The 17,413-nt window shown below is 56.1% G+C and carries 16 protein-coding genes; 7 read left to right on the top strand and 9 right to left on the bottom strand.

The genetic code is table 11. The features are described from left to right. Positions 1-204: 204 nt before the first annotated feature. The 3 genes from K1718_RS22960 to ileS all read right to left on the bottom strand — a co-directional run bounded on the left by K1718_RS22960 (position 205) and on the right by ileS (position 4,506). Entirely contained in the window at positions 205-909 is a 705-nt protein-coding gene (locus K1718_RS22960) for a hypothetical protein (RefSeq protein WP_265680717.1), read from the bottom strand. 76 nt (positions 910-985) lie between these two features. Next, the gene (lspA, locus tag K1718_RS22955) at positions 986-1,522 is read right to left on the bottom strand and encodes a signal peptidase II (protein WP_265680718.1); all 537 of its coding nucleotides are present in this window, start codon (positions 1,520-1,522) and stop codon (positions 986-988) included. Between the two features lie 23 nt (positions 1,523-1,545). After that, the gene (gene ileS / locus K1718_RS22950; RefSeq protein ID WP_265680719.1) at positions 1,546-4,506 is read right to left on the bottom strand and encodes an isoleucine--tRNA ligase; all 2,961 of its coding nucleotides are present in this window, start codon (positions 4,504-4,506) and stop codon (positions 1,546-1,548) included. Positions 4,507-4,876: 370 nt separating this feature from the next. On the opposite strand from ileS, the gene K1718_RS22945 reads away from it, so the two are divergent. Continuing rightward, complete coding sequence (locus tag K1718_RS22945) at positions 4,877-6,163, top strand: glycosyltransferase family 87 protein (RefSeq protein WP_265680720.1); 1,287 nt, start codon at positions 4,877-4,879, stop codon at positions 6,161-6,163. A gap of 82 nt (positions 6,164-6,245) precedes the next feature. Here the strand turns inward: K1718_RS22945 and K1718_RS22940 are convergent, their stop codons facing one another. Both K1718_RS22940 and K1718_RS22935 read right to left on the bottom strand, forming a co-directional pair. Continuing rightward, a complete protein-coding gene (locus K1718_RS22940) occupies positions 6,246-7,244 on the bottom strand; it encodes a bifunctional riboflavin kinase/FAD synthetase (RefSeq protein WP_152503146.1) in 999 nt (332 codons plus the stop codon). Positions 7,245-7,420: 176 nt separating this feature from the next. Then, positions 7,421-7,867 (bottom strand): MaoC family dehydratase, encoded by a 447-nt coding sequence (locus K1718_RS22935; protein WP_152503145.1) that lies wholly within the window; start codon positions 7,865-7,867, stop codon positions 7,421-7,423. A gap of 252 nt (positions 7,868-8,119) precedes the next feature. On the opposite strand from K1718_RS22935, the gene K1718_RS22930 reads away from it, so the two are divergent. Then, complete coding sequence (locus K1718_RS22930; protein ID WP_055675225.1) at positions 8,120-8,503, top strand: response regulator; 384 nt, start codon at positions 8,120-8,122, stop codon at positions 8,501-8,503. A 184-nt stretch (positions 8,504-8,687) separates the two neighbouring features. Then, a complete protein-coding gene (locus tag K1718_RS22925) occupies positions 8,688-9,353 on the top strand; it encodes a chemotaxis protein (protein ID WP_152503144.1) in 666 nt (221 codons plus the stop codon). A 197-nt stretch (positions 9,354-9,550) separates the two neighbouring features. On the opposite strand, the gene K1718_RS22920 is transcribed toward K1718_RS22925, so the two are convergent. Next, positions 9,551-10,426: a TIGR01459 family HAD-type hydrolase gene (locus K1718_RS22920; protein WP_152503143.1), complete on the bottom strand. Its 876-nt coding sequence runs from the start codon at positions 10,424-10,426 to the stop codon at positions 9,551-9,553. A 113-nt stretch (positions 10,427-10,539) separates the two neighbouring features. Here K1718_RS22920 and mutL point away from each other — a divergent pair, with 113 nt between their 5' ends. Continuing rightward, entirely contained in the window at positions 10,540-12,450 is a 1,911-nt protein-coding gene (mutL, locus tag K1718_RS22915) for a DNA mismatch repair endonuclease MutL (RefSeq protein WP_265680721.1), read from the top strand. 65 nt (positions 12,451-12,515) lie between these two features. Further along, positions 12,516-13,394: an alpha/beta hydrolase gene (locus tag K1718_RS22910; RefSeq protein ID WP_265680722.1), complete on the top strand. Its 879-nt coding sequence runs from the start codon at positions 12,516-12,518 to the stop codon at positions 13,392-13,394. 29 nt (positions 13,395-13,423) lie between these two features. Here K1718_RS22910 and K1718_RS22905 read toward each other — a convergent pair whose 3' ends face one another. After that, a complete protein-coding gene (locus tag K1718_RS22905; RefSeq protein WP_265680723.1) occupies positions 13,424-13,897 on the bottom strand; it encodes a nucleoside deaminase in 474 nt (157 codons plus the stop codon). A gap of 134 nt (positions 13,898-14,031) precedes the next feature. Here K1718_RS22905 and K1718_RS22900 point away from each other — a divergent pair, with 134 nt between their 5' ends. Further along, positions 14,032-15,438: a pseudouridine synthase gene (locus tag K1718_RS22900; RefSeq protein WP_418068056.1), complete on the top strand. Its 1,407-nt coding sequence runs from the start codon at positions 14,032-14,034 to the stop codon at positions 15,436-15,438. After that, a complete protein-coding gene (gene rsmD / locus K1718_RS22895; RefSeq protein ID WP_265680724.1) occupies positions 15,435-15,992 on the top strand; it encodes a 16S rRNA (guanine(966)-N(2))-methyltransferase RsmD in 558 nt (185 codons plus the stop codon). The genes K1718_RS22900 and rsmD overlap by 4 nt, the downstream gene beginning before the upstream one ends. A gap of 1 nt (position 15,993) precedes the next feature. Here rsmD and K1718_RS22890 read toward each other — a convergent pair whose 3' ends face one another. Together K1718_RS22890 and K1718_RS22885 are read right to left on the bottom strand one after the other, a co-directional pair. Further along, positions 15,994-16,854 carry an MBL fold metallo-hydrolase gene (locus tag K1718_RS22890; protein WP_209006690.1) on the bottom strand — a complete coding sequence of 287 codons (861 nt, stop codon included), beginning with the start codon at positions 16,852-16,854 and terminating at the stop codon, positions 15,994-15,996. A gap of 213 nt (positions 16,855-17,067) precedes the next feature. After that, the gene (locus K1718_RS22885; RefSeq protein WP_209006689.1) at positions 17,068-17,409 is read right to left on the bottom strand and encodes a hypothetical protein; all 342 of its coding nucleotides are present in this window, start codon (positions 17,407-17,409) and stop codon (positions 17,068-17,070) included. Positions 17,410-17,413: the final 4 nt, after the last annotated feature.

The following is a 17,413-nucleotide window of genomic DNA, read 5'->3' as shown; positions in this document are numbered from 1 at the left end:
CGTATTAGGCGAAGAGTAAAAAAATCCGGACGCTGAATCTCGATGGGGTTCACGTGCAACTCCGTGTTTTTTAGGGCCTTCAGACGCAAAAAGACCTTCGGACGTCTCCATCCATATAGGAAGGAGGTCCCGAAGGTCCCGTTACTTTTTCGTCATCAAGCCCTTACGGCTGCATGAACTGTGGGTACTTAACCGTAACGTGTTCTAGTTACAGTAACTTGAGTCCCCTTCCAGACACCGGGGATCAATCGGCGCGGAATCGTACTTGTCGAAGTTGGTTGGTTTACGCTTGTTCTTCTGCACGACATCCGGCATCGGGGCGTCAGGAGAAGGCGTTGAGTAATCTGTCGGCGGCTCGGTCAGGTAACGACGGGTTGCAAGCCCATTCTTGTCGAGGCCAGCCTGCTGTGCCTTGAGCTTTTGCAGGCGCTCCCATTCGTCACGCTGTTCCTGACGGGTAAGCTTCTCGCCTTCCGTAATCTCGTTTTCGCGTCGTTCGGCAGCAAGATCGCGGTTCTGGCCGGTAACGCCTGTGACGGTAAAACCGCGCATCTGTTCCGGGGTCAGAGGTTCGCGCTGCATACGGCTTGAGCCCGCGTAGAGGTCCTTCAGTTCCTTGAGCTGCTCATTATCTTGTTGCTTGGGCCAGTTTGCATCGTTCACACCGGCGACGTTGGTTTCCGGTTCAGGAAGCTTGGCCGGCTCGGATGGCATCGCCAGCGGCGCCCGTGGCTTGTAGTCGATCGGTTTTTCGTTCGGATCGACAGCACCAAGGCCCTTCATGACCGAATTTACCAGAGCCACGTCCGGAGCCTGGGTTGTACCGTCAGCTGCCTGACATGCCGCCAGTCCGGCAAGCAGCACCAGAACAGAAGACTTCTTCGCCAATCCAAAAATGGTCCGCACCACAGCAGACTCCCCGAATTTCTCGTCTCAATGAATCGGCAGCGTCCTGCCGAGATTGCGTCCGTCCTGCCTTAAACCGCTATTTTGCGGCTGAATTAGGACCATTTCGAAAACTGTCATACAGGAGACCGACGACGCCCGCAACGATCCACACGTCTGCCATGTTGAAGACGTACCAGGAAAAGGTGCCGACATGAAAGTGAACGAAGTCGACAACCGCACCGTAGGTGAGCCTGTCGATGCCGTTTCCAACGGCACCGCCGATGACCAGTGCCAGAGCAAGGGCCACCAGTTTGGTGTCGCATCTTGTCGACCAGATCCACAATCCGATTGAGACCACGACCGTCAGCCCTGCGAGCAGCCAGCGTCCGAGATCGCTGTTTTGCTGAAAAAGGCCATATGAGATGCCTCTGTTCCAGACAAGAACGATATCCAGGAACGGAAGTGCCTGCACCGGGCCATTCGCCGCAATGTCGAAGCCATGTACGAGCCAGATTTTGGTGCCTTGATCGACAAGCACACAGATGAGCACAACAATCAGGACGAACGAACTGAAGCGGCCCCAGAAGAGAGGCCGCTTGCTGGTATTGACAGACGTGTTGTCCAGTTCGCTCATCTCAAGTCCGGCACGTTGACGTTTCAGGCATCTGCGTGGGCGGCATCCCACTCACGCAAAGCAGCCGCATCCCGCAAAGTGACGTCCGGATAATCGGCATCGGAACCAACTTCCGGAAGGATTTTCCACGACCTTGCGCATTTGGTGCCTTCCGCAAGCGCCGGAACAACCGCGACGCCTTTGGTATCGTCAAGTGTGAACGCGCCTGAAGGAGCAGCCGTATCTGTCAATGTCAGCTGACTGGTGATGGCAATATCGGCCATGTCCTTGCCTGCAAGTGCCGCCATCAGATCCGCATCCGTAACATGAACCACCGGATGCGCTTCCAGGGACGAGCCTATGCGTTTTTCGCGGCGCTCGATTTCCAGTGCACCTGTCACCACACGGCGGACCGTCTTGATCTTGGCCCACTTGGCTGCAAGCGCTTCGTCTTTCCACTCCCCGGGCACTTTCGGAAACTGTTCCAGGTGGACACTTGCGTCGTCACCATAGCGGGACACCCAGGTCTCATCCATGGTGAACGGCAACATGGGTGCCATCCAGGTAACGAGACAGTTGAACAGTTTGTCGATCACAAAGAGCGATGCCTTGCGACGGGTGGAAGAGGCCGCGTCGCAATAAAGCGCATCCTTACGGATGTCGAAATAAAAGGCAGAAAGTTCCACTGTCATGAAAGTGAACAACTGGTGGAAGATCTTTTTGTAATCGAATTCCCAATAAGCCTCGCGAACCATCTCATCCAGTTCGACAAGTCTGTGCAGCATCAGCCTTTCAAGCTCGGGCATGTCCGCAAGTGAAACGTCTTCACCTTTTGCATGGGCCAACGAGCCCAGCATCCAGCGCAACGTGTTGCGCAGTTTGCGATAGCTGTCGACATTGGTCTTGATGATCTCGTTGCCAAGGCGCTGATCTTCCCAATAGTCGGTGGAAGCGACCCACAGGCGCAGGATATCCGCCCCGTACTGCTTGATGATATCTTGCGGGAACACCTGGTTGCCAAGAGATTTGGACATCTTGCGTCCATCCTCGGCCATGGTGAAGCCATGTGTCAGAACCGCGTCATAGGGTGCACGCCCCCGCGTTCCGCAGCTTTCAAGAAGTGAGGAGTGGAACCACCCGCGGTGCTGGTCGGACCCTTCAAGATAAAGCACGTAGTCATTGCCGCCGTCGACTTTCCGCTTCGGTGCAAGGTCTGCCCGGTCTTCAAGAACGAAAGCATGTGTCGATCCGGAATCGAACCAGACATCCAGAATGTCGGTCACCATGTCCCAATCGTCGGCCTTGAAGTCGTTGCCAAGGAACCGTTCCTTGGCCCCTTCTTCAAACCAAGCATCAGCGCCTTCAGACTTGAAAGCCTCGAAGATGCGCTTGTTGACGGCTTCGTCCTTCAGGATCTCGGCAGTCTCCTTGTGGATGAATACCGTGATGGGAACTCCCCAGGCACGTTGACGCGACAGGACCCAGTCCGGGCGGTTCTCGATCATCGACCGCAGACGGTTCTGACCTGCGCCTGGCACAAAGCGGGTCTCATCGATTGCGGTGAGTGCACGCGTACGCAATGTGTCGCGTTCACCATTCAATGCCTTGTCCATATAGACAAACCATTGCGGGGTGTTGCGGAAGATTACCGGTTTCTTGGAGCGCCAGGAATGCGGGTAGGAGTGATTGAGCCGTCCCAGGCCGATCAGATTTCCCGCATCCTTCAGTTTTTCGATTACTGCCCTGTTGGCTTTACCCTTTTCACCCTTGTGAGTGATCACTTCGCAGCCATCGAAGCCCGGGGCATCCTTGGTATAAAACCCGTCATCTGCAACCGTGAAAGGGATCGTGGTGCTGATACCGCGTGCTTCCAGTTCGGCACGCTTTTCCATCCAGATTTCAAAGTCATCCGCACCGTGACCCGGCGCAGTGTGAACGAAGCCAGTGCCGGCATCATCAGTCACGTGATCGCCATCAAGCAGCGGCACATCGAATTCATAGCCGCCAAGGTCCAACTCCGCCAGCGGATGGGCGCAAGTCAGCGTTGCCAGTTCATCCGCGGTTACTTCACGCAAGCGCTCAAAATCGGTGATCCGCGCGTTCTTGAAAACGTCATCGGCAAGTGCGTCCGCCAGGATCAGCAGATCGCCCTTCTGGACCCAGTTGTCGTCCGGCAATCCATCCTGAGTAACCTTGTAAAGGCTATAGGCGATGCGTGATGAATAGCAGATTGCCCGGTTTCCTGGGATGGTCCACGGAGTGGTGGTCCAGATCACAACAGACGCATCGAGCAACTGTTCAACGGCCGCCTGATCGCTTCCTCCGGCAGTCACGATCGGAAACTTCACCCAGATCATATCTGACTTGTGGTCGTGGTATTCGATTTCAGCCTCCGCGAGGGCAGTTTTCTCGACGACAGACCACATGACGGGCTTGGAACCGCGATAAAGCTGACCGGATGTCGCGAACTTCATAAGCTCCTGCGCGATCACGGCTTCGCTTTCAAAACGCATGGTCAGATAGGGATTATCCCAGTCGCCTTCGATACCGAGGCGTTTGAATTCCTTTTTCTGGACATCAATCCAGTGCTCAGCGAATTCGCGGCATTCCCTGCGAAATTCGTTGATCGGCACTTCGTCCTTGTTCTTGCCTTTGGCACGGTACTGCTCTTCGATTTTCCATTCGATGGGCAGGCCGTGGCAGTCCCAACCGGGCACATAGTTGCTTTCATAGCCCAGCATCTGCATCGAGCGGGTCACGATGTCTTTGAGCGTCTTGTTCAGTGCATGACCGATATGGATGTGACCATTGGCATAGGGAGGGCCGTCATGCAGGATGAATTTGTCCCGTGTCTTTCCCTGCTCACGCAGTTTCTTGTAGACGTCGAGCTTCTCCCAACGGGCCAGGATTTCCGGCTCTTTCTTGGGAAGGCCTGCTCGCATCGGAAATTCGGTCTTGGGAAGGTTGAGCGTTTCTGAATAGTCGCGTTTATCTGTCTCGGTCATCGTAAGGTCGATCCGGTCGTTCGGGCACCAGCCCGCAGTCATGTGTCAGGAAGATTGCAGGTCCAATGCGGCGCTGCAACTTGAAACAGGAAGAACCCGGTCCCTGGCGCCGCGCGGTCGCGTCAGCCGAGGGCCGGGCAGGTAATTCGCGCAATCGCGTTCATCAGTGCGCCATGAATTATGTAAGCCTGAGTGTGCATGGAGTGGGACATAGCAGTACTTTGGCTGCGAATAAAGACAGATTGGGAAATGTCCCTGCAAATTGCACATTGAGGCAATTCATTCTTCGCCAAGTAACCGAATATAGACGTCTTTCGGCCATTGTGCCGGCCAACATGAACAAACGACAGGTTTTGGACACGGTAAGGTCATGACGGCTCAGACTGAGATCAACAGCGAATTGGCTGCTGCCGACCCGCAGAACCCGGGACTTTGGCACCGCGGCGCCACGCGCGGCGACTGGCTGACCTGGGACCGGATTGGCTTTGCCTGCCTGTGTTCTGCCATCGGCTATTCACTGGCTCTTGCCTGGATGCTTTTGCTTCCGAACAGTTTCGGCTCCGCCAACGGCACCTTGCTGATGGACTACCTGAGTTTCTGGCTCGCGGGCAAGCAGGTGCTCTCTGGTACACCGGAGCTTGTTTATCTGCCGAAAGAGTTCGCAGCCTTGCAGGAATCCTACACCGGTTCCGACACGGTTTTCGGCTTCTTCTATCCGCCGACATTCCAGTTGTTACAGAGCCCGTTCGCCTTATTGCCTTATAAGGTTGCTTTTGCTGCCTTCGTCGGATTGACCACCGGATTGCTGTTTCTCGCGTGCCGCATGATCACAGGGAAATGGCTGCTTGCTGCCTGTCTCATTCTGGTTCCTGCCTGTGCCAACAATGCGTTTCACGGGCAAAATGCAGCTTTGACAGCTGCGCTCTATGCCTTCTTTTTGATTGGCATCGAGAGGGGCAAATTTGTTTGGGCCGGAGTGGCGCTTGGTCTTTTGACGATCAAGCCACAGCTCGGAATTCTGGCGCCCGTTGCACTGATTGCCAGCTTGAACTGGCGATCCTTTGTCAGCGCTTCCGTAACGACATTGGGCTTGGCCGGTCTGAGTGTTGCAATCGTCGGCATAGGCGTTTGGGTGGTTTTCTGGCAACAGGCCCCGGTTGCTGCGGCAATGATGGAACTGGGCGGCGTCGAGTGGGGCAAAATGGTCTCAACTTATGGCAGCGCCCGGCAACTCGGTTTGGGGCACATGGGCGCCATGTCAGTGCAAGCAGTTGTGGGACTTGGTGTCTTGGCCTGTGTTTGGCATGCGTGGCGCAAGTCCGAGGACATGACCGTTCGCGCTTCGGTTCTCGTCGGTGGAGCACTTTTGGTAACGCCCTTCGCGCTCTCCTATGACTTTACGTTGCTGGTTGTTCCCTGCGCCTTCCTGATCCGGGACGGTTTGAAGTCCGGATTTTTGCCATACGAAAAAGTTTTGCTGGCTGGTGTCATTGCTCTTTCAGCGTCCACAAGCCCTTTGGCGCTTTATGTTGGTTTGCCGGTTGCACCGCTGTTGCCCTTGATTGTGCTTTGGCTCGGTATGCGTCGTCTCGGCAATGATCTTGAAACCCGCGATGTGCCGACAGACATCTCAAAGGTGCCCGCAACTGTCGCCTGATCGTCGCATCCAACAGTAGGTAACGTTACTACGGCCTTCAGTGACAACTGCTCGCAGGTGCAAAGTGCACGCGCGGGCTTTGTCAGGGCGCAAGATCCAGCAATTTCATGTCGATATCAGACAACGGTTGCATGGAGGCCAGCGCAGCGCGCGCCTCTTCGCTGTCTGTGTCCATCTGGGTGACGAGCGCCTCTACGCTATCGAACTTTTCTTCCCCCCGAAGGTAAGCAACAAGATGCACGCGCAGGGTTGCGTCATATAAGTCTCCGTTGAAATCAAACAAATGCACTTCAAAGAGAGTTGCGCCGTTGTCGAATGTCGGTCGGCGTCCATAGCTGGCAACACCGTCATACCATTGCCCGCCTGTTTTGACCTTGACCGCATAGATCCCGCGCTGCAGCGGTGTGTCTTCTCCCAGATTCAGATTTGCGGTCGGGTAGCCGAGATCTCGTCCGCGCTTGTCGCCGTGCTGAACCGACTTTTCGAAGAACCAGCGATAGCCCAGAAGCGCGTTGGCCTGAACAATATCACCGCGTCGCAGGCTGTCGCGAACCCGTGTGGAAGAAATGACCTCTGCGCCTTCATCTTCTTCTCTTTGCACAATCGTGACACCGAAGCCGTGATTGGCACCGGCATTGCGCAGGTAGTCGGGCGTTCCCTGCCTTGCACGGCCGAAATGAAAATCGTAACCGGTCACGGCGTGAGAGATGCCAAGAGTGTCGATCAGGATTTCCTGAACAAAGGCATTGGCTTCGATGCCGGCAAATTCCTTGGTGAAAGGCAAGATAAGCGCGCCGTCCAGACCACAGACCTTCAGTAGGCCAAGTTTTTGTTCCGGCGGCGTCAACCGGCTGACAGGTTTGGCCGGATTGAAGACGGTTCGGGGATGCGGCTCGAAACTCATGGCAAACACCGGGTGGTGCGTGCCGTGTCCGAGGCCAAGCGCTGCTCCAAGCACAGCGCGATGACCCCGATGAACTCCATCGAAATTTCCAATCGCAACGATGCCGCCCTTCAGCTCCTGAGGGAAGGTATCAAGACTGTCGGCAATCAGGAACTTTGATGGATCTCTCAGGCTCATCCAGGTAACTTTCGCAAAACGTTTCGGCAAGACCGACCGATAAGACCGGCTGTCCGCAAAATCGGCGGTCAGGAGAGCAGGGACTTAGCCAGGCTGACCGCCCGTTCGGCGAGGAACCTGCCGCCAAGACTTTGAAAGGTCAAGATGGAGCAGACCACGACAGGTGCGTGTTGGCTTCAAAGGCCTGAGCGGTCTTCATCGCGGCTGGGAACTTTCACCAGCGCTTCACCTTCCAGTACGACAGTATCGTCAACGCTGCAGATGCATGACAAACGGGCGCGATTTCCCCTTTCCTGAAGCTCCTCGACTGTTACGGTGACCTTGACGTCGTCACCGATCTTGACGGGTGCTTTGAAGTTCAATGTTTGCGACAGATAGATGGCGCCCGGGCCGGGTAAACGGGTTCCCAGAACCGCGGAAATAAGACTGGCGGTATAAAGCCCGTGCGCGATTCGGGTCTTGAAGGGCGTTCTGGCGGCAAAGTGTTCGGAAAGATGAATTGGATTTCTATCGCCGGATACTTCGGCGAAACCGACAACATCGGAAGAACTGACATGTTTAACAAGTTCTTCGCTCATCCCGGTCTTGAGATCTTCAAAACAGAGTTTTTGCAGTTCCAACATTGGGTTTCCGCCTCGAATTCAAGTTTTTTATGTTGGCAGGACGCTAGGCTGGCCAAGGTTTTCTGGCAATTATGCTTTGGGCTGAGAAAAAAAACCTGCGTTATTAACGGTCTTTTCAGGGGCAGCGTCTAGATTGCTTGGAGTGTGGGGAGGTGAGGACACAGATGAATGTGTCACTCTCCTTCAAAGTCATAACGCGTATCCACCGGCCCACGGCCAGGGGCCGCGCAAATTGACAGTATGGAGTAGACAATGGCCCTTGATCTTCAGATGCCGGTCCTCGTGGTCGATGATTATAAGACCATGATTCGCATCATTCGGAACCTGCTCAAGCAGCTTGGCTTCGAAGACATCGACGATGCCGCGGACGGTACCGAAGCATTGGAAAAAATGAAACAGCGCCGTTACGGCCTGGTGATTTCCGACTGGAATATGGAGCCGATGACTGGCTACGAACTGCTCAAGCAGGTTCGTGCCGATAGCGGTCTCAGCAAAACACCGTTTATTATGGTGACAGCGGAATCCAAAACCGAGAACGTCATTGCCGCCAAAAAAGCCGGTGTGAACAACTACATCGTGAAGCCGTTCAACGCGCAGACGTTGAAAGGCAAGATCGAAGCCGTTTTCTCGGAATAATCTCTCGCATATGGCGGGGTAAGCGCTTCCATGGTGCGTCTCCGCCAGTGCCAGCCGATGGTTGTGGCACATCTCGATCCGCTGGGCAGGTGGATCGGGCGTGACATGCCGCACCCTGTCGGACGAGCGGGCCTTTGGGGGGCTCCGCGCATCGAATGATGCCGTGAAAGAAAGGCGCGAAAAAATGAAACAAGAAAATATCGCCCGCGTAATCGATTTCCTGCAGGAAAACAAAAACCGGGAAAGTGAAGTTTCCCTGACAGATGTCATGCATCTTGCTGAGATGATGTCCGGTTCGATGCATGATTACCTCGAGACTGTTCAGCCGGCGGTCACTGACGAGCTGACGATGATCGCGAGGGAAATTAAGCGCATGAAGGAGGAAATCTCCCAATTGCGTGCCAATGACATGACCGGCAACAAGATCCCGGATGCCGGACGTGAACTTGATGCGATTGTTGAGGCTACGGAAGAGGCCACCAACTCCATCATGGAAGCTGCAGAAGACATCATGTCTGCTGACACCAGCGATCCTGAAGCCTATCAGGAGCTCGTCTCCAACAAGATGATCGGGATCTTCGAGGCATGTACTTTCCAGGATATTACAGGCCAGCGAATTTCAAAGGTCGTGTCAACGCTCCGTTACATTGACGAACGGGTGAGCTCTTTCATCGAGCACTTGCGTCTTCCGGAAGATTTGGATGCCGAGCTGGTCGAGACAGACGAAGAACGCCGCCAGCGGGAGTTGATCCTGCACGGACCGCAACACGATGGCCAAGGTGTGTCTCAGGACGACATCGACGCCATGCTAGGCGATGCGCAGGCAGATATCGATAAGCTCTTCGACTGATCGAAGCTTAAAAAGAATTCTCAAAAAGGCTCTCCATGTGAGAGCCTTTTTCGTTTCAAGTCCGTCAAAAAAGACTTTGTGGAAGCCAGTCGACTGTTGCTCTTTTCAAGTGAGCTATCATCGGTAGGCAGCAAGAGTGTTGAAAACCTTCCCCGACATTTCAAAATGCAGACCGGCGATTGGGTCCGGTTTGCCGCTTACCACCACAAGCGCGGAAGGGCAGCCCGGGCACGTAAACCTTCTTCGGTCAGACGGCGGCGGATCAGGTGTTCCTCGGGATCATCGCTTGGGCCGAAATCCGAAGCGTGAATACCGGCAGTTATGAACAGCACATCAATGTCCTGCGAAACTGCACCGCGAATATCGGTCGGCAAACCGTCACCGACTGCAAGGACGTCTTCCTTTGCGATCGTCGTGCCGGCGAGCTCCGAAAGCCGATCCAGTGCTGCCTTGTAGATCGGACCGTGAGGCTTGCCGAGTATGGCAACCTCACCGCCAAGGTCTTCGTAAAGCCTTGCCAGAGCGCCGGCGCACCACACCAGACGGTCGCCGCGCTCAACAACGATGTCCGGATTGGCGCAGATCATCGGCAGCTTGCGGTCGACCAGTTTCTGCAAACGGTCGCGATAATCATCCGGTGTTTCCGTTTCATCATCCGTCAGACCGGTGCAGCTGATAGCGTCTGCCTCGTCGTCATTTTGCGTGAAGGTCGCTTCCAGGTTCCAGTAAAGAGGCTGGTCCCGATTGGGGCCGATGTGTAACAGCGTTTTTGTACCTTGTGCTTCCAGAACACTGCGCGTGACGTCGCCTGAAGTGACAATGCCGTCATAGGCCTCTTCCGGCACGCCGAGACTGGCGAGCATTTCACCAACCTGTTTGGCAGGACGCGGAGCGTTGGTTATCAGCACGACCTTGCCGCCGGTTTCGTCCCTGTATTTTCGCAGCGCCTTGTGGGCATCTTCAAAGGCGGCGACCCCGTTGTGCAAAACGCCCCAGACGTCACACAAGATGCCCTTATAGGAAGGGGCAAGGGCGCGGAGCCCGTCAACAAGAAGCGGTGCAGAAACGGTCATGGCGGGTCACTCGGATCACGGTGTGTCTGATAAGCTGATGAAAGAATCGAGGCAAACTCGGCGCGGACCATATAGGATCGCAGCGCGGTAAGAAACCGAGTAAAGGGAGTTTCATGAAGGTCAGGCAACTTGGCGAACAGGTGATCAACCAGATCGCCGCCGGGGAAGTGATTGAGCGTCCGGCCAGCGTCATCAAGGAGCTGGTCGAAAACGCGGTCGATGCCGGAGCCGGGAACATCGAGATTGTCACGGCTGCCGGCGGCAAGACCCTGATGCGTGTGGCTGACGATGGACTTGGGATGAACCGCGACGACCTGGAACTGGCTGTTCGCCGGCACTGCACTTCCAAGATTTCGGATGATGACCTCTTCGATATTCGCACGCTCGGGTTTCGTGGCGAAGCATTGCCCTCGATCGGGTCCGTCGCTCGCCTTGCCATTCAGACACGCCACGAAACGGAAGATCATGCATGGGCCATCGCGGTTGAAGGTGGCAGGCATCAGCCGATTGTTCCCGCCGCCAGAGCCAAGGGCACCCAGGTTGAGGTGCGCGATCTGTTCTTTGCGACACCTGCACGCTTGAAGTTTTTGAAATCCGATCGTGCCGAGGCGGCAGCGATCACCGAGATCGTTAAACGCATCGCCCTGGCTTATCCAACTGTAGGGTTTTCACTTTCAGGAGCAGATCGCCAGGCGCAAAGCTGGCCGGCAGCTCGAGGAGATGAGCCGCACCTTGCTCGAATTGCTCAAATTCTCGGCCCGGAGTTTGTCGACAATGCCATGGAAATCGACGCTGAGCGGGAAGGCGTCAGGTTGTCGGGGTTTGCCGGGCTTCCGACACATCACCGGGGCAATGCCCAGCATCAGTTCTTTTTTGTGAACGGCAGACCGGTAAAGGACAAACTGTTGTTGTCGGGCCTGCGCGGTGCCTATGCAGATGTTCTGGCGCGTGACCGGCATCCGGTTGTCGTCCTGTTTATTGAACTCGATCCCGGTCAGGTAGACGTCAATGTTCACCCCGCAAAGGCGGATGTCAGGTTCAGGGATGCGCAATTGGTGCGAGGACTGCTGGTTGGTGCCATAAAGCGCGCACTGGTTGATGCCGGCCACCGTGCTTCGACCTCAAATGCAGCGATTGCCCTGGACGCAATCAGATCTCATGGCGACCCTCAGGCTGGGTATGGATTTGCCGCTTCGCCAGCGGGAGGAGCAACAGATACTGCATATGCCGGGCGGGGTAGCGGATTTGCTCGTGCAACTGCAGCAGCCCACTGGAACCCGGAGGCCTTTCGGCCACTTGAGGAAAATGAGGGGCCGATTTCCGAATTTTCTGAAAGTGCCCAAAGAGCTTTCCAAACACCCGGACAGGACGGGTTCGCGGGGCTTGCGACGCCTTCTGCGGACGCCAGAGCCCACGAAATACCGGTGGAAACGGAAAAGACTTTGCTGCCCCTCGGAGCCGCAAGGGCACAGGTCCACGAAACCTACATCATTGCCCAGACAGGTGATGGGGTTGTCATCGTGGATCAGCATGCCGCTCATGAGCGCCTTGTTTATGAACGTTTGAAAGAAGCGCTGGCGAAGAAAAGTGTTGCACGGCAAATGCTTCTGATCCCTGAAATCGTCGAATTGCCTGAAGAAGACGCGGCCCGGCTCGCCGAGCGTGCCGACGATCTGGAGGCCGTAGGCCTGTCGCTTGAGGCATTCGGTCCTGGTGCTATCGCCGTCAGAGAAACGCCGGCGATGCTCGGCGACATGGATATTCAAGGTATGGTCCGCAATCTTGCTGACGAACTTGCCGAATGGGACACGGCAGATGGTCTGAGGGACAAACTTGACCATGTTGCCGCCACGATGGCCTGCCATGGCTCCGTTCGCGCCGGTCGGCGGATGCGTGCAGAGGAAATGGATGCCTTGTTGCGGGACATGGAAGCAACGCCGCTATCCGGGCAATGCAACCATGGTCGGCCAACCTGGGTTGAGTTGAAACTCACGGATATTGAGAAACTCTTCGGCCGCAAGTGACCGCGATGCCGACGCCGGCAACAAAACCCAAATGAGAATTCCGGAAACTGATTTGAGATACGTGCATGTCCGAAGCTGAAAACGATCCGGCCCTGAATGCCAGGGCAACACCATCCGGTTCGGGAAAACGTGTCCGCAAGCTGTTGGTCAATCTGACTGTCGTCGTGGCGATTGCGTACACGATGGCAGCAGGCTTCATGTATCTGAACCAGCGCAGCTTTCTGTTTGTACCGACGGGAGAGTTGTCTGACCCCGCGGAGGCCGGGCTTGACCAGGTAGCAGTTGAAACTGTGACCATGGCAGACGGCACACAAATCAGCGTCTGGTCTGCTGCGCCAGCGGTCGAAGGTGCTCCGACGGTTCTTTATTTTCACGGCAATTCCGGAAACGTGTCCACGCGCGCATCTCGCTTCAAACAGATCCTCGACAGTGGCTTCGGGCTCTACGCGCCCAGTTATAGAGGCTATGCAGGCAGCGAAGGCAGCCCGACGGAAGTTGATTTGATTTCAGATGGCCGGGAACACTTCCAAGCCGTGGCAGGTCTTACGGATCGGATCATCATCCATGGCGAGAGTATGGGTACAGGCGTTGCAACCGCGATAGCTGCAGATCAGCCGGACACAGATTTGCTTGTCCTTGAAGCGCCATATACGGCGTTGGTCGACAGGGCATACGAACAATATCCCTGGTTGCCCGTCGGGCTGCTCATGATCGACCAGATGCCGACACGCGAGCGTATTGGAAATGTCCGGGCGCCGATCCTGATCGTCCACGGCACGGAAGATTTCGTGATTCCCGTTGAACACGGAAAACGGTTGTTTGAACGCGCTGCAGATCCCAAAGAGATCCTGATCTTCGACGGTGCGGCCCACAACAATCTCTGGTCACAAGGTCTGTGGCCGGCGGTTCTTGATGCCTGGGAGAAGACCAAAGCCGAAGAATAGATCCTCCGTACCGGCAAGACCGGTGCGCATCAGTTTCGACGCCTTGAGTTGAAGAAAGCTCTCAGGAGTTTCGCTGCCTGAACCTCGCCTATACCGGAATAGGTATCGGGAGCATGATGGCAGGTCGGCTGATCGAAGAAACGAGCGCCATGATCAACCGCGCCACCTTTCTCGTCGCCAGCGCCGTAGTAGAGCCTTCGTATACGGGCAAACGAGATAGCGCCTGCACACATGGTACAGGGTTCCAGCGTCACGTACAGATCGCAATCAGGTAGTCGCTGTGAATTCAGCAATGCACAGGCTTTGCGGATGACCAGAACTTCGGCGTGCGCCGTGGGGTCGTTGAGTTCAAGGGTTCGGTTGCCGTCCCGCGCGAGGATACTGGTTCCTCTGACCAGAACGGCGCCCACAGGCACTTCCCCGCGGCTGGAGGCTTTTTCCGCCTCTTCAAGCGCAAGATCCATGAATGTCTTGTCACGTTGGGAGTGCTGACCGCTGGTCATTTATTGTCTCAGGGCCCTTTTGGAGAGGCGAAGAAAGTTCGTGTTTAATCGCAAAAGCCGATACAGTCAGCCCCGTAATTTCTTCTTTTCGACCGAGCTATGCGTCTGGGTGTCAGCGCCTTTGCAGCCTGTGAATGCAACAAGCGATTTCAGAAAAGGCAAAGCTCTGCTATGACGCGGCCATGACGACAAGAAAAACTCCCCCCAAGCGCCCCGGTTCGGTGAACCCGCGAGCGCGCGACAATCGTGCACCTTCAAAACGGCGTGGGCCACAAGGTGCGAAGAAAGACGGCCCAAAGAAAAGCGCGGCTATGCCTGCGTCGCGCAGCACGACCGACGAAACCGGCTCTCGAGGCGAGCGGATTGCCAAGGTTATGGCGCGCGCAGGCCTGTGTTCGCGCCGCGAAGCAGAAACCTGGATTGCCAACGGCCGGGTTGAACTGAACGGTCAGGTTCTCACCACACCGGCAGTCACGGTGACGCCGGACGACAAGGTCCTTGTGGACGGAACAGCTCTACCGACCCGGGAAAGAACAAGGCTTTGGCTTTATCACAAGCCGCGTGGCCTTGTGACGACGAACAAGGACCCTGAGGGGCGCCCTACTGTCTTCGACAGGTTGCCGGACGATCTGCCTCGTGTGCTGACAGTTGGGCGGCTCGACATCAACACGGAAGGTCTGTTGCTCTTAACCAATGACGGCGGGCTCGCGAGGGTTCTTGAACTCCCTGCCACCGGTTGGTTGAGACGGTACCGTGTTCGTGCCTTTGGCAAAGTCACGCAGGCCGATCTGAATGGGTTGCAGGACGGTGTTGCTATCGATGGTGTTCTTTACGGTGCGATCGAAGCTGTGCTTGACAAGGAGCAGGGCGGAAACGTCTGGATGACCGTCAGCTTGCGGGAAGGAAAGAACCGGGAGGTGAAGCGTGTGCTTGAACATCTCGGTCTTGCCGTGAACCGACTGATCCGCGTGTCCTATGGACCGTTTCAGCTCATGGATCTGCCGGAAAATGATGTTCGCGAAATTCGCGGGCGCGTATTGCGGGATCAGCTTGGCGAGGCCTTGGCCGAAGAGGCTGGAGCAGACTTCGACGCACCGATCTTTCATACACCCAAACAGGAAGCTGAAAAGACGTCGGCCACAAAACGGTCTGGCGGTGGCAGAGACGACCGCAAATCCGGCGGCCGACGCGAAGAAGGCCAGGGCAAGTGGCTGACGGCGCGTGAAGGCAAAACAGAAACAGACCGGAAAAAGGCTGCCAAGAGCGAACGTGCGGATCGCAAACAGGGTAAGGCGCCGCGCAAGAACAGCGGTCAGCGTCAGGAAAAGGTGTCTCCCCGTTCCCGTTTCCGCATGACTTCAGCACCCAGGGCCCGCAAGGACATGGACCAAGAGCGACGCAGCCCACCTCAGCGTCGGATTTGGAGTGAGGATGGCCTCGTTGACGACAAGCAGCAGGAAAGTCGAAGCACGCGCGAAAAAGAGGAGCGGCGTGGCCCGCCCAAGGGCGGTCGGGGACCGCGTCGCGGAGACCGTTCGTGAGAATAGTCGCAGGGCGCTTCAAGGGCGCCGCGATTGCGGCGCCTAAATCTCAGGGAACCCGTCCGACAAGCGACAGACTGCGCGAGACGATCTTCAACATTCTCGCGCACGGCTTGGGAATGGAATTCGAAGGCGCGCGCGTTCTGGACTTGTTTGCCGGAACCGGAGCGCTCGGCTTTGAAGCCATCAGCAGAGGAGCGCGCCATTGCACCTTCATAGAAGAGGGGGCTGAAGCGCGCGGAGTGATCCGGCGCAACATGGAAAGTCTGGGGCTAAACGGAGCTGCGAAAATCTTCCGACGGGACGCAACCCGCCTGGGCGAACCTGGTACGATCGAACCGTTCGACATTCTCTTTGCCGATCCGCCTTATGACAAGGGCCTCGGTGAAAAGGCACTGCAGTCAGCTGGTTCCGGAGGCTGGCTCAAGCCGGACGCAGTCTGTGTACTGGAAGAGCGGGCAAGTGCCGACATTGAAACACCCGAAGGCTTTGCCGAAGTTGATCGACGGCAAGCCGGGGACAGTCAGGTTCTCTTTCTGCGCTATGCGCCCTAACTCACGCGCCGCCAGGCATCATGATGTATGCGGTTGGTTTGGTAGGCAGACTGGCACGGCTGACAATGAGTTTGGCATTTTCTGCGCGAACAATCTCATACCCGGCTTCTGCGGCGCGCCCGGTAAACGCCTGAAGCGCACCGGCAAAGTGAAAATGCATCGGAATAACCATGGCCGGACCGATGCTTTCCAGCACATCCATGAGACTGTCCAGACGCAATGTCGATGTGTTGTCCACGGCGGCAAACACAATATCTATCTGCCCCAGTCTGGTCAGGTCTTCCTTTGTTAGCCTGTGGTGCAGGTGACCGAGATGGGCAATGCACAGGTCGGCAATCTCAAAAACAAAGATGGAATTTCCGAGCCGTCGGGTTTCACCGTCCCAGCCACGTATATTGGTCTGGATATTGCGGATCCGGACATCTTCCACCGTCATGTCATGGTCCATTGCCCCGCCATCCGGGTTCCAGCCATATAGAAGATGCTCGATGCTCGGGTCCGGATTGAGCGAATAGTGCGTGCTGTGCGCACCGTTCATCGTGGCAACGGTCGGTGGCAGAAATGGACGAACGCTGTCGTTGTAGTCCGTCGCAATTCGCACCCCCTTGGGTGTTTCCAATTCGAAAGTGGAGTGTCCGATATAGCGAATCTGGACTTCGCCCGCCTGCAGCGATGCGTTCCAGACCCTCGCTTCACCAGGGAGCAATTGCCGGTAGGGGGCGTCTGCAACCAATTGGCAAATGGCCATTGCTGGTTGAACAAATGCAACTGCCATAATGCAACCGATCAGCATCGAAACCGAGCGGATTTGGCCAAGGCCGTGAGCCAACGTCTTAAATAGGTCCGGAACGTCCCGGGTCATGATGCGCTCTCCCTGAAGACTGCCATGACCTTAAGTTAGCGGGTCGGACTGTCAGGGCAAGCGACTAGAGACGTATCTGTGTTGCTTTGGCGAGAACTTGATCGTTTTTCTCGATGCTGCCAAAAGAAAAGGCAACCGTTCGCACGGATTTGCGAAGGCGGTTGCCTGAGGTGGGGGCGGGTGGGAGGAAGGACCAGCCCCGGAACTGAGTGTTCAAACCACGTAAAGGCTGACGGGGGCCTTTCCCCCTTTGGGCGTGGATTGCCGTTCGATCTCCAGCGCCTTCTTGTCATCTGTTGCCTGCATGTGAATCATCTCGCCGGCATGGCCAGCTTCCAGAATCATGGCTTGCTTGCTGCAATGGCTAGCAAGCGACAGGCCCAGCTTGCGAAAATGTGACCGACGATAACAATAAACAGCCAGGGCTGCGCGTTGGCGCTCCGGCAGCTGATCGCCCACGTCGGAGACTGCACTCAGCGTTGCTTCGAGCAATCGCTTCAGCAAATCTTCGGAAACAGGGCAGTCTTCCAAATCTGTAGAACCAACTGGCCGCATAGAC

Origin of the sequence: Roseibium porphyridii (assembly GCF_026191725.2) — a bacterium.
Classification (GTDB): Bacteria; Pseudomonadota; Alphaproteobacteria; order Rhizobiales; family Stappiaceae; genus Roseibium; species Roseibium porphyridii.
Note: the sequence above shows the minus strand (reverse complement) of the source record. Positions and strands in the feature narration are given on the sequence as shown.